Annotated in this window: 10 protein-coding genes and 1 pseudogene; 6 read left to right on the top strand and 5 right to left on the bottom strand. The window is 66.4% G+C overall.

What is annotated here, in order from left to right:
• Positions 1 to 34 precede the first annotated feature (34 nt).
• Entirely contained in the window at positions 35 to 970 is a 936-nt protein-coding gene (locus tag KGQ91_RS02070) for a LysR substrate-binding domain-containing protein (RefSeq protein ID WP_224416468.1), read from the bottom strand.
• 144 nt (positions 971 to 1,114) lie between these two features.
• Here KGQ91_RS02070 and KGQ91_RS02065 point away from each other — a divergent pair, with 144 nt between their 5' ends.
• On the top strand, positions 1,115 to 2,494 hold the full coding sequence (locus KGQ91_RS02065) for an L-serine ammonia-lyase (protein WP_224420154.1): 1,380 nt from the start codon (positions 1,115 to 1,117) through the stop codon (positions 2,492 to 2,494).
• 253 nt (positions 2,495 to 2,747) lie between these two features.
• Positions 2,748 to 3,536, top strand: coding sequence for a Crp/Fnr family transcriptional regulator (locus KGQ91_RS02060; protein WP_224420153.1), 789 nt, complete (start codon positions 2,748 to 2,750; stop codon positions 3,534 to 3,536).
• A 19-nt stretch (positions 3,537 to 3,555) separates the two neighbouring features.
• Here KGQ91_RS02060 and KGQ91_RS02055 read toward each other — a convergent pair whose 3' ends face one another.
• Positions 3,556 to 4,431, bottom strand: a complete 876-nt coding sequence (locus KGQ91_RS02055; RefSeq protein ID WP_224420152.1) for a LysR substrate-binding domain-containing protein — start codon at positions 4,429 to 4,431, stop codon at positions 3,556 to 3,558.
• Positions 4,432 to 4,572: 141 nt separating this feature from the next.
• Here KGQ91_RS02055 and KGQ91_RS02050 point away from each other — a divergent pair, with 141 nt between their 5' ends.
• Both KGQ91_RS02050 and fghA read left to right on the top strand, forming a co-directional pair.
• Positions 4,573 to 5,682: an S-(hydroxymethyl)glutathione dehydrogenase/class III alcohol dehydrogenase gene (locus KGQ91_RS02050; protein WP_224416472.1), complete on the top strand. Its 1,110-nt coding sequence runs from the start codon at positions 4,573 to 4,575 to the stop codon at positions 5,680 to 5,682.
• Between the two features lie 53 nt (positions 5,683 to 5,735).
• On the top strand, positions 5,736 to 6,590 hold the full coding sequence (gene fghA, locus KGQ91_RS02045; RefSeq protein ID WP_224416473.1) for an S-formylglutathione hydrolase: 855 nt from the start codon (positions 5,736 to 5,738) through the stop codon (positions 6,588 to 6,590).
• A 113-nt stretch (positions 6,591 to 6,703) separates the two neighbouring features.
• Here fghA and KGQ91_RS02040 read toward each other — a convergent pair whose 3' ends face one another.
• Positions 6,704 to 8,152 (bottom strand): multicopper oxidase domain-containing protein, encoded by a 1,449-nt coding sequence (locus KGQ91_RS02040; RefSeq protein ID WP_224420151.1) that lies wholly within the window; start codon positions 8,150 to 8,152, stop codon positions 6,704 to 6,706.
• A 128-nt stretch (positions 8,153 to 8,280) separates the two neighbouring features.
• Entirely contained in the window at positions 8,281 to 9,165 is an 885-nt protein-coding gene (locus KGQ91_RS02035) for a helix-turn-helix domain-containing protein (protein WP_224416475.1), read from the bottom strand.
• 168 nt (positions 9,166 to 9,333) lie between these two features.
• Between KGQ91_RS02035 and pobA the strand changes: the two are divergent.
• Both pobA and KGQ91_RS02025 read left to right on the top strand, forming a co-directional pair.
• Positions 9,334 to 10,519, top strand: a pseudogene (pobA, locus tag KGQ91_RS02030) (4-hydroxybenzoate 3-monooxygenase).
• Between the two features lie 164 nt (positions 10,520 to 10,683).
• Entirely contained in the window at positions 10,684 to 11,517 is an 834-nt protein-coding gene (locus tag KGQ91_RS02025; RefSeq protein ID WP_263478931.1) for an ion transporter, read from the top strand.
• A gap of 54 nt (positions 11,518 to 11,571) precedes the next feature.
• Here KGQ91_RS02025 and KGQ91_RS02020 read toward each other — a convergent pair whose 3' ends face one another.
• Positions 11,572 to 11,946 (bottom strand): hypothetical protein, encoded by a 375-nt coding sequence (locus KGQ91_RS02020; protein ID WP_224416476.1) that lies wholly within the window; start codon positions 11,944 to 11,946, stop codon positions 11,572 to 11,574.
• Positions 11,947 to 11,966 lie beyond the last annotated feature (20 nt).

The raw sequence follows: 11,966 nt of genomic DNA, 5'->3' as shown, positions 1-11,966 counted from the left end.
CCCGACGCCCGCGAGCCTGTCTCGCGGGCGTTTTTCATGGGCGTCCGACGGCGTCCTGGTGGCGCCGGGCCTCCTCGACCAGCCAGTCGTGCACGGCGCGCAGGCGGCGGTCGTCCAGCGCCCCGGGAGCATGCACGATGCCGTAGCGCTTGTCGGTGGCCACCTGCTCCGGGAAGGGCGCGATCAGGGCGCCGGTCTTGAGCTCGGTGGTGATCAGGGTGCGCCGGGCGATGGCCACGCCCATGCCGCTGATGGCGGCCTCCATGGTCAGCTGGTTGCGGTTGAAGGTATAGCCGCGTCGCACGTTGATGTGCGGGGCGGCGATCGCGGTGAGGTAGTGCTCCCACTCGGCGTAGTCGTGGCTGCCCCGCCAGGCGGTCACGTCGTGCAGCAGCGGGTACCAGGCGAGGTCCTCGGCGCGGCGCAGCGGCGGGCGGCCGCGCATCAGCCCCGGTGCGCAGACCGGGAAGATCACCTCGTCCATCAGCGGGGTGATGGAAAGCCCCGGGTAGTGGCCGTCGTTGAGGTCGATGGCCAGGTCGAAGTCGCCGTCGCGCAGCGACAGGTTGCTGTCCTCGGCGCTGACGTGCATCTCGATGTCGGGAAAGCGGGCCTGCAGTCGTGGCAGGCGCGGCATCAGCCACTTGGTCAGGAAGGAGGGCACGCAGCGCAGGCGCAGCACGCCGCTCATCAGCCCCGAGCGCAGGCGGCGTACCTCCTGGCCCACCGCCTGGTAGGCGTCGTCGACCACGCCGGCCAGGCGCCGGCCTTCATCGGTGAGTTCGAGGCGCCGCGGCAGGCGGCGAAACAGCTTGAAGCCCAGGCGTTCCTCGAGCTGCTTGATCTGCTGGCTGACCGCGCCGGTGGTGACGTGCAGCTCCTCGGCGGCGCGGGTGAAGGACAGATGGCGGGCGCTGACCGCGAAGACCTTCAGCCAGGCATGGGTCTGGGCGTTGAGGGTACGGCTCATGATTTAGCAATTCTAAAGGGGTGGCCAGTAATTCTCCGTTGCTCTCCGTATAAACGCCGCGCAACGTAGAGTCAATGGCGGTGCTTCGGCACCGGGTTTAGCCAATCTGATTCATCCGACTGTCGCGACGACAAGGGAGGCAACGTGGCCATCAGTGTATTCGACCTGTTCAAGATCGGCGTCGGGCCGTCGAGTTCGCACACCGTGGGGCCGATGCAGGCTGCCCATGACTTCGTCGAGTCGCTGCGGTCCCGGGATCTGCTCGAGCGCGTCGCGCGTGTCGAGGTGCAGCTGTTCGGGTCGCTGTCGGCGACCGGCATCGGCCACGGCACCGACCGCGCCGTGATCATGGGGTTGATGGGCGAGCGTCCCGACCGTATCGATCCGGCGATCATCACGCCGTGCATCGAGGAACTGCTCGAGGCGCAGACCCTGATGCTCGACGGTCGGCTGGCCATCGCCTTCCTCTGGGCGCGCGACATGCAGCTGCACGACGAGAGCCTGCCGCACCACCCCAACGCCATGCGGCTGATCGCTCACGGCCACAGCGACGAGCTGTACCAGAACACCTACTATTCGGTGGGCGGTGGCTTCGTCATCGACGAGCAGCAGGCCCGCGACGGCCAGCTGGATGTCGACACCACGCCGCTGCCCTACGACTTCAACAGCGCCGGCGAGCTGCTGGCGCTGTGCCGGCTGCACGGCCTGCGCATCAGCGAGCTGATGCTGGCCAACGAGACCGCCTGGCGCGATGAGGCCGAGATCCGCGGCGGGCTGTGGGCGATCTGGGAAGCGATGCAGGAGTGCGTCGACAACGGCCTGAGCCACGAGGGCGTGCTGCCCGGCGGGCTCAACGTCAAGCGTCGCGCCAAGCGCCTGCACGAGCGGCTGCTGGCCGCCGAGGACGACCCGTGCCTGATCGCCTCGACCTTCTCGGCGATGGACTGGGTCAATGTCTTCGCCCTGGCGGTCAACGAGGAAAACGCCGCCGGCGGGCGCATGGTCACCGCGCCCACCAACGGGGCGGCGGGCATCATTCCGGCCGTGCTGCACTACTACATGAAGTTCCAGCGCGGGGCCAGCGAGCGCGACGTGGTGGACTTCCTGCTTGCCGCCGGCGCGGTGGGCATCCTGTGCAAGAAGAACGCCTCGATCTCCGGCGCCGAGGTGGGCTGTCAGGGCGAGGTCGGCTCGGCCTGCGCCATGGCCGCCGCGGGGCTTGCCGAGGTGATGGGGGCCACGCCCGCCCAGGTCGAGAACGCCGCCGAGATCGGCCTCGAGCATAACCTGGGGCTGACCTGCGATCCCGTCGGTGGCCTGGTGCAGGTGCCCTGCATCGAGCGCAACGCCATCGCCTCGGTGAAGGCGATCAACGCCGCCCAGATGGCGCTGCGCGGTGACGGCGAGCACTTCATCTCGCTCGACAAGGCGATTCGCACCATGCGCGATACCGGCGCCGACATGCAGGACAAGTACAAGGAAACCTCCCGCGGCGGCCTTGCCGTCAATGCCATCGAGTGCTGAATGGCCGCAAGCGTCGCCATTGGTCGACGCTTGCGTATCCCGGGCTTCGGCTGCTAGTAAGAAATGACTGGCTGCCGGGCCCTCTCTCCCTGCCGTGATCGCGCTCGGGTGACGATAACCTGAGTTATCGGCGATCCGGGGTGTGACGGGCCACCATGTGGCGCGCTGTCTGACGGCACGGGCCGGGCGACTCGCACCGGCCCGCCAAGAAGAACATGCCGCGATACGCTGGATAACGGGAGAGCGTAACACCGTGACTAATCACGACAGTTGTATCATTCGCCATTTCAGCCACTACTGCCGGCTCTCGGAGCAGGACAAGGCGCTGCTTCATGAACTCGAGGAAAGCCCGCGGGACGTCCGGGCGGGCGAGGTGCTGTGGCAGGAGAACGAACAGGCCACCGAGTTCTGCACCGTCAGTCGCGGCTGGGCGTATTCCTTTCGCAACCTCGGGGACGGTAGCCGCCAGATCCTCGAGGTCTTTTTGCCCGGCGACATCATCGGCCTGCGCGAATTCGCCTTTTCCCAGCGCCTGGCCGGGGTCGCGATGATCGACGACGGGGTCGTCTGCCACTTCCCGCACCGCCGGTTGCTCGACATTTTTCGCCAGTCGACCACCCTGACCGCCGTGCTGTTCTCGATCTCGAGCCGCCAGCAGGCGCTGCTCACCGAACGGTTGGTGAACCTGGCGCGTCGCACCGCCCACCAGAAGCTGGCGCATTTCCTCTACGAGATGTACGTGCGTCTCGACCAGACCGGCGCCGCCATCGATGGCCGCTTCCGTCTGCCGCTGTCCCAGGAGCAGCTGGCCGACACCCTGGGCCTGAGCGCCGTGCATGTCAGTCGTACCTTCTCGGCCTTCCGCGAGGAAGAGCTGGTGCTGCGCGAGCGCCACAAGGTGACGTTGCCCGACCCCGAGGCACTGGCGAATGTCGCCGAATTCGATGCCTGCTATCTCAACGACAGCGTGCGACCGATCTTCCTCGAGGAGGATGCCGCCGCCATGCGTCCGTCCAACGGCGCGGCGGCGCTCAAGACCTGACAATGACCGGCCCGGTGGGTCAGTCGGCGGCCAGCCGCTCCACCAGGAAGTCGACGAACTGGCGCACCTTGGCGGACAGGTGCCGGTGGCGCGGGTAGACCGCCCACACCGCCGTGTCGGTGAACTGGTGGCGGTCGAGCACCGAGATCAGCTCGCCGCTGCGCAGGTGAGGGGCGACGTAATACTCCGGCAGTTGCGCCAGCCCCAGCCCCTTGAGAGCGGCATCCAGCAGCGCCGGGCCGGAGTTGGCCTGCCAGCGGCCGCTGACCCGCACCTCGCGGCGCGCCCCGTCGACGCTGAACAGCCAGCTGTCGCGGGAGCCGAGCAGGCAGTTGTGGCTGGCCAGCTCGGCCAGGCTGTGCGGTCGCGGCATGCGCTCGAAGTAGTCGCGGGAGCCGACCACATATTCGCGGCGCTCGCCGAGCCGCCGGGCGATCAGGCTCGAGTCCTTGAGGATGCCCAGCCGGACCGCCACGTCGTAGCCCTCGTCGATCAGGTCCACCTGGCGGTTGGTGAAGTGCATTTGCACCTCGAGCTGCGGGTGCAGGCGCTGGAAGTCGTTGACCAGCGGCGCGATGTAGCGCTCGCCGAAGGTGGTGGCGCTGGTCAGTCGCAGGGTGCCGCGCGGCCGGGCCTGGAAGTCGTTGAGCGCGGTTTCCGCCTCGCGGAAGCCGTCGAGCAGGTGGCGGCAGCGATCGTAGTAGAGGGTGCCGGCGTCGGTGAGGCTGAGTCGCCGCGTGGTGCGGTAGAGCAGCTGGGTCTCCAGGCTGCCTTCCAGCTGCGCCACCAGGCGGCTGACGTGGGAGCCGGAGACCTTGAGATGACGGGCGGCCGCGGAGAAGCTGCCCTGGCGAACCACCTCGACGAAGGCTTCGATGCGATCCCAGCGCTGCATTGTTGCTCCCTGGCAATAATCTTGTGACGGTTGCGACGTTTATCGGGCGTCCGGCAGTACCTAGACTGGGAGTCCCAAGGTCCATGATGCCACGTTCGGGCCCGTGCCCGGACGTTCACCACTCGAGAAGGAGAGGGTTCGATGAAAACACGCGCCGCGATCGCCTGGGAGGCGGGCAAGCCGCTGGAGCTCGCCGAGATCGACGTCGAGGGCCCGAAGGCCGGTGAGGTGCTGGTGAAGATCGCCGCGACCAGCGTCTGCCACACCGATGCCTACACCCTGTCCGGGAAGGATCCGGAAGGCCTGTTTCCCTCGATTCTCGGCCACGAGGGCGCCGGCATCGTGCAGGAGGTCGGCGAGGGCGTGACCAGCCTGCAGCCGGGCGATCACGTGATTCCGCTGTATACCGCCGAGTGCGGCAAGTGCAAGTTCTGCCTGTCCGGCAAGACCAACCTGTGCAGCGCGGTGCGGGCCACCCAGGGCCAGGGGCTGATGCCCGACGGTACCACCCGCTTCTCGCTGGACGGCAAGCCGATCCATCACTACATGGGCTGCTCGACGTTCTCCGAGTACACCGTGCTGCCCGAGGTGTCGCTGGCCAAGGTGTCCCGTGAGGCGCCGCTCGACAAGATCTGCCTGCTGGGCTGCGGGGTGACCACCGGCATCGGCGCGGTGCTCAATACCGCCAGGGTCGAACCGGGATCCACCGTCGCGGTGTTCGGCCTGGGTGCCATCGGCCTGGCGGTGATCCAGGGCGCGGTGATGGCCAAGGCCTCGCGGATCATCGCCATCGACGTCAATCCGGACAAGTTCGAGCTGGCTCGCCAGTTCGGCGCCACCGACTTCGTCAACCCGAAGGACTACGCGGATCCCATCCAGCAGGTGATCGTCGAGCTCACCGACGGCGGCGTCGACTACTCCTTCGAATGCATCGGCAACGTCAATGTCATGCGCTCGGCGCTGGAGTGCTGCCACAAGGGCTGGGGCGAGTCGATCATCATCGGCGTCGCCGGGGCCGGCGAGGAGATATCCACGCGGCCCTTCCAGCTGGTCACCGGGCGCGTCTGGAAGGGCTCCGCCTTCGGCGGCGTCAAGGGCCGCTCGCAGCTGCCGGGCTACGTCGAGGACTACATGAACGGCAAGCTCAAGATCGACGAGTTCGTCACCCATGACATGCCGTTCGAGCAGATCAACGAGGCCTTCGAGCTGCTGCACGCGGGCAAGAGCATCCGTACCGTCCTGCATTACTGAGCCCGTGCGGCGGGTGCCTGATGCGCCCGCCGCCCACGACACGAGGAGAGCGCATGACCATGTCCGAATCGCTGGAGCTGGTTTCCGCCACCAAGTCCTTCGGCGGCTGGCTCAAGCGTTACAAGCACCACGCCCGCTCGCTCGACTGCGAGATGGTCTTCGCCATCTACCTGCCGCCCCAGGCGGAGGAGGGCAAGGTGCCGCTGCTGTGGTGGCTGTCGGGGCTGACCTGCACCGACGAGAACTTCATGCAGAAGGCCGGTGCCCAGCGGCTCGCCGCCGAGCTGGGGCTGGCGATCGTCTGCCCCGACACCAGCCCGCGCGGGCTCGACCTGCCGGGCGAGCACGACAGCTATGACTTCGGTTCCGGGGCCGGCTTCTACGTCAACGCCAAGAGCGAGCCGTGGTCGCGTCACTACCGGATGTACGACTACGTCAACGACGAGCTGCCGTCGGTGGTGCGCCAGCACTTCCCGGTCAACGGCCGGGAGGCGATCAGCGGCCATTCGATGGGCGGACACGGCGCGCTGGTGCTGGCGCTGCGTCAGCCGGGGCGCTTCGCCTCGGTGTCGGCCTTCGCGCCGATCGTCAATCCCAGCGTAGTGCCCTGGGGACAGAAGGCGTTCGCCAACTATCTGGGCGACGATCACGGCCTGTGGACCCAGTATGACGCCTGCGAGCTGGTCGCCAAGGGCGTCTCGCGCCAGAAGCTGTTCATCGACCAGGGCGAGGCCGACGGCTTCCTCGAAGAGCAGCTGCGGCCCGAGCGGCTCGAGGCGGTGTGCGAGGCGCACGACCATCCGCTGACCCTGCGCCGTCACCCCGGTTACGACCACAGCTACTTCTTCATCGCCACCTTCATCGACGATCACTTGCGCTATCACGCCGAGCATCTCAAGCGCCACTGATGGCCCGTCGCGTGTTTGTCGAGCCGTCGCCCCGCCCATGACGCGGGGCGGTGGTGCTTTATCTGCCGTGAGCCATGGGCCAGCCAGTCTTGAACGGCCGGCCCCGAGCGGCTTCAACTCACGGAGAACTGCCCCATCATCCCGTTATCCTCATGCTCGAGGATATGGCAGTGATACATGAAGGGGAGGGTTTCCGCCGGCTGTGTAAATTTCACGAGCAGTTCGACGGGTTCCTGGACCACGATGGTGTCCCTGAGGCCCCGGTCTCGAACATCCGGAAGCGAGCCGTTTCGGCTCAGCACGGTAAAGTGCACGCCGTGGATGTGGAACGGATGCACCATCATCGCTGACGAGACTTCCCAGATTTCCACATCGCCGAGGCCGATGCGCTGATCGATCCGCCCCCTGTCGAACGAGCGCCCATTGATGCCGAAACTTCCCGATCTGCCGCTCATCATTTGTCTCATGTCCATGGTCATTTCGAAATGGCGCCGCCGGATGGCCTGGGAGGCCTCGAGGTGTGCATGGCTCGAGAGCTGGTCTGGAATCTGGACGGGGGAGGCTTCAGCGCCCTGGGGGGCGAATCTGACAACGGCCTCTTTTTCAGCGCCGGCGGTGCGGGACATCATGCGCATCATGGCGGTGCTGGCGTTCTGTCCGGTTTCCAGAGTGGCAGGGCGCCCATCGGAGAAGTCGACCAGGATTTCAGCCCGTTCGCCCGGTGCCAGGTGTAATGAGCGCAACTCGACGGGGCTCTCAAGCAGGCCACCTTCGGACGCCACCCAGTGAAAGGCTCGGCCGTCCGAGAAGGACAGGTTGAAGAACCTTGCATTGGCCCCGTTCAGCAGTCGCAGTCGCACCCGTCGGCGAGGAACACGGGCGAATGGGTTGACCGTTCCATTCACCACCAGGGTGTCGCCTTGACGCCCATGCATCATCGTCATCATGCCCTGTGGAATCGCGAGGATGCCCTCCTCGAACTGCCGGTCCTGAAGTACCAGGGGGATATCATCGATGCCATATTCCGAGGGAAGCCCCAGGGCCTTTTCCTCGTCATCGGTGACGATCATGAGACCGGCCAGACCGGCATAGACCTGCTCCGCAGTGCGGCCATGGGCATGCGAGTGGTACCACAGGGTGGCGGCCGGCTGGCGGATAGGCAGTACCGGCCGCCAGGTAGCCCCATTCGCGATGGTCTGGTGGGGGCCGCCATCCAGCTCGCCGGGAATCAGCAAGCCATGCCAATGAACGGTGGTGTCCTCGCCCAGAGTATTGCTGACCGCGACCTCGACGTCATCGCCACGATGGACACGTAGCGTCGGGCCAAGATAGCTTCCGTTATAGCCAAGCGTCTCGCTTTCTCGACCAGGATAAAACGAGGTTTTCCCCGGTTGCGCCTTCAGTGAAATCGATTGGCCGTGATCGCGAGCATCAATCAGCTCGGGAATTTTCAGCTCACTGGGCTCGTTGGCCATTGCCTGGCGCCAGGCGAATGGGCCTACCAACGCAGCACCTCCTGCCAGAGACGTTGCAGCAAGGAAGGATCGGCGTGTCAACATCATGAACGGTCACTCCTGGAAAGGCGTCGAGAAAGCCGGGGATGGGTTGAGCCAACGATATCGCCGCGTCCTGCTTTCTCAAAGAGGCCGGCCACAGGGCGGCACTCCCCGGCGATCCGCAAATTTGCCACTCAACGCGACTGCCGGAAGGTCTTGGGCGACTGCCCGCTCAGGCGCTTGAAGAAGCGTGTGAAGTAGGCCGGCTCGGAAAAGCCCAGCTGGTCGGCGATCTGGCCGATGGTCATGTTGGTGTAGGTCAGCTGGCGCTTGGCCTCGAGCAGCAGGCGTTCGTGCAGCAGCTGCAGGGCGCTGCGCCCCGCCAGACGGCGGCACAGGGTGTTGAGGTGCGCGCTGGTGATGCCCACTCGGGCGGCGAGATCGTCGATGGTGGGCTGCTCGGCATAGTGGTCGTCGATCAGCGCCAGGAACTGCTCGAGGTGCACCCGGCCCCGGTCCTGGCGCAGTGTGGCCTGGCGCGTGCGCCGGCGTGACGCGCGCCGGGCTACCTGTACCGCCAGTGCCTGCATCAGCGCGTGCAGCAGCGGCTCGCGTCCCGGGGCCGGGCGGTGATATTCGCCGACGAGGGTCTCGATCAGCGTGGCGATGGGGCGCGCCTCCGGCTGGTCGGCCAGCGGGTAGTGGGCTGCCCGCGAGAAAACCTCGCCGAGCGCTGCCAGGCGCTCGCGCAGGTGGCCGGCCAGCGGCGGTGCCAGGCTGATGATGTGCCCGTCGGTGTCCGTCGAGAAGCGAAAGCCGTGGATCACCACCGGCGGCACGATGATCACCTGGGGGCCGTCGAGGCGGCGCTCGTCCTCCTCGAGGGTGAGCTGCACCTCGCCGTGGCGGATATGCAGCAGGTGCAGCAGGTCGGCATGGCGGTGCGGCTTGATGTGCCAGTCGTGCAGGCGACTGCGCGCGGCGATCGACTCGCAGTGCAGCAGGTCGGGCGTCGGCCAGCGGCCGGTTTCGCCGTAGAGTTGAAAGACGGGGACGCGGTCATCCGGCCAGTTCTGCATGTCGCACCGTTCGTGGGATCTCCGACCAAAGTCAGGGGTGGTTCTTGTAAAAGTCCAAGGCTGGGCAGGAATTTTGCCTTACTCGCGGCGCAGAATCGATGAAAAATGCAATTCATCGATGTCGCGGCCGTGCTCGCCGTGGCGAGTGCAGTTGACGGAGGCAGAATCATGAAGACACAAGTGGCCATCATCGGGGGCCGGCCCATCCGGTTTGCTGCTCGGGCAACTGCTGCAGCGCCGGGGGATCGACAACGTGATTCTCGAGCGGCGCAGCGGCGAGTACGTGCTCAGCCGCATTCGCGCCGGCGTGCTGGAGCAGGGCATGGTCGACCTGCTGCGCGAGGCCGGGGTCGATGAGCGCATGGACGCCGAGGGGTTGCCCCACGACGGCTTCGAGCTGACCTTCGACAACCGCCGCGTGCGCGTCGACCTGGCCGGGCTCACCGGCGGCAAGCGGGTGATGGTCTACGGCCAGACGGAAGTCACCCGCGACCTGATGGAGGCACGCCGCGACGTCGGCGCCACCACTGTCTACGAGGCGGAGAACGTGCAACCGCACGATCTGGAGACCGACCATCCCTACGTGACCTTCGAGAAGGACGGCGAGACGCTGCGCCTCGACTGCGATTACGTGGCCGGCTGCGACGGCTATCATGGGATCTCGCGGCGCTCGATCCCCGCCGATCGCCTCAAGACCTTCGAGCGGGTCTACCCGTTCGGCTGGCTGGGCCTGCTGTCCGACACGCCGCCGGTCTCGGACGAGCTGATCTATGCCACCCATGATCGGGGGTTTGCGCTGTGCAGCATGCGCTCGGCCACCCGCAGCCGCTACTACGTCCAGGTCGGCGCCGACGAGAAGGTGGAGGACTGGTCCGACACGCGTTTCTGGGACGAGCTGAAATCGCGTCTGCCCGACGACGTCGCCGCGAACCTGGTCACCGGCCCCTCGCTGGAGAAGAGCATCGCCCCGCTGCGCAGCTTTGTCGCCGAGCCCATGCAGCACGGCCGGCTGTTCCTGGTCGGTGACGCCGCGCACATCGTGCCGCCGACCGGCGCCAAGGGGCTCAACCTGGCGGCCAGCGACGTCAACACCCTCTACCGGCTGCTGGTCAAGGTGTACCACGACGGGCGCGACGATCTCGTCGCCCGCTACTCCGAGGTCTGCCTGCGACGCATCTGGAAGGCCGAACGCTTCTCCTGGTGGATGACCTCCAACCTGCACACCTTCTCCGCGGAGGAGGATTTCAACCGGCGCATCCAGCAGGCCGAACTCGACTACTACACCCGCTCCCGGGCCGGGCTGACGACCATCGCCGAGAACTACGTGGGGCTGCCCTACGAAGCCCTGGAGTGACCCGGCATTTTCGCGTCCTTAATTGACCCGCCACGGCGGGTCCTTTTCCGGATGGGGCGGCACGATACGTCGCGGCCGCGTTGACCCTCGGGGTCGCCAGCCTGGCTTCCCGCGAGTATCCTGACACGGTTCGTCCTGCCCCAGCCGGAGACGCGTTCCGCGCCATGGAAGATCGCATCACTCCCTTTAAGCTGTTTATCCTCGCCCTGTCCTTCTATGTTCTCGGCGCGTTGATCGCTGATACTTTCTTCTCGCTTTCGCCGGAGGTGTCGCGTCTACTGCAGTACATCGACCTGCTGGTCTGTGTATTCTATTTCATCGACTTCTGTCTGCGCTTTCGCGCGGCGAAGAACAAGTGGCACTACATGCGCTGGGGCTGGATCGATCTGCTGGCGAGCATCCCCGCCGGCTGGCTGATGGGGGCCAAGGCGTTCCGCGTGGTTCAGTTGATTCGCCTGCTGCGGGCACTCAAGTCCCTGGAGCTGATCTGGCGCATCCTGTTCCGCAATCGCGCCAAGGGGCTGTTCGCGTCGGCTGCCACGGCGACGGTGCTGCTGGTGGCCTTCGGCGCGCTGACCATGCTGCTGGTCGAGAGCCCCAATCCCGACAGCCCGATCGATACTGCCGAGGAGGCGCTGTGGTGGGCGATCGTCACGGTGACCACCGTGGGCTACGGCGACTACTACCCGGTAACGACGCTGGGGCGAGTAGTAGCGGTGTTGCTGATGGTCAGCGGGGTGGGGCTGTTCGGCAGTTTCGCGGCCTACATCGGCTCGCTGTTCGTCGCCGACCAGGGCGAACGTGAATCGCGTCAGCATCGCGCGGACCGCGAGATGATGCGCCATCTCAATCAGCAGGTGGCGATGCTCAACGAGGAGGTCCGCGCCCTGCGGGAAATGCTGGCACGACGCTACCCGGAAATGGCGCCTGACGAGCCGCCGCCCGTGGAGGTGCCCGACGACTCGATAGCGGCACCGGAGACTCCTCACCGATCATGATGGGCGATGGCGATCCTTGTCGTGCAGGCAGGGTGGTGAGCGCGGGATCGGCGCTCAGTCGCGGGGCTTTCGCACCTGATAGTCGCCCTCGAGAACCCGAGGGTGGCCGCCGCTTTCCGGCGCCCGGGAAGACGCGCCATTGCCGCCTATGTCGCGGGCGTGGCCGGCCCGGTAGGCCTCGGCCTGCTTTTTCAGGCGATGGCGGATCAGTGGCATCATCAGCCAGCCCACCACCAGCAGAAACAGCCCCAGCAGGGAGCCCAGCACCATCAGGGCGCCGAACAGCAGCCAGGTGACGACCAGCCGGAGGCCACCGGAGGCCGACGACGGGCGGGCGCGGTGCGCGCGCTGCTGCCAGTCGCGTGCCGCCTGCCAGGCGGCATTGTGGCGGCGGCTGCGGGTATGGAGAGTCTCTTGATGTTCCGTCATGGTTCGCTCCGATGGCCGGG

It is taken from the genome of Modicisalibacter tunisiensis (assembly GCF_020148005.1).
Taxonomy (GTDB): Bacteria; Pseudomonadota; Gammaproteobacteria; order Pseudomonadales; family Halomonadaceae; genus Modicisalibacter; species Modicisalibacter tunisiensis.
Note: the sequence above shows the minus strand (reverse complement) of the source record. Positions and strands in the feature narration are given on the sequence as shown.

Excerpts from the sequence above, each read along its gene's own strand:
- KGQ91_RS02070 (WP_224416468.1), bottom strand. The coding sequence starts at position 970 with ATGAGCCGTACCCTCAACGCCCAGACCCATGCCTGGCTGAAGGTCTTC.
- KGQ91_RS02055 (WP_224420152.1), bottom strand. The coding sequence starts at position 4,431 with ATGCAGCGCTGGGATCGCATCGAAGCCTTCGTCGAGGTGGTTCGCCAG.
- KGQ91_RS02040 (WP_224420151.1), bottom strand. The coding sequence starts at position 8,152 with ATGATGTTGACACGCCGATCCTTCCTTGCTGCAACGTCTCTGGCAGGA.
- KGQ91_RS02035 (WP_224416475.1), bottom strand. The coding sequence starts at position 9,165 with ATGCAGAACTGGCCGGATGACCGCGTCCCCGTCTTTCAACTCTACGGC.
- KGQ91_RS02020 (WP_224416476.1), bottom strand. The coding sequence starts at position 11,946 with ATGACGGAACATCAAGAGACTCTCCATACCCGCAGCCGCCGCCACAAT.
- KGQ91_RS02050 (WP_224416472.1), top strand. The coding sequence starts at position 4,573 with ATGAAAACACGCGCCGCGATCGCCTGGGAGGCGGGCAAGCCGCTGGAG.
- fghA (WP_224416473.1), top strand. The coding sequence starts at position 5,736 with ATGACCATGTCCGAATCGCTGGAGCTGGTTTCCGCCACCAAGTCCTTC.
- KGQ91_RS02025 (WP_263478931.1), top strand. The coding sequence starts at position 10,684 with ATGGAAGATCGCATCACTCCCTTTAAGCTGTTTATCCTCGCCCTGTCC.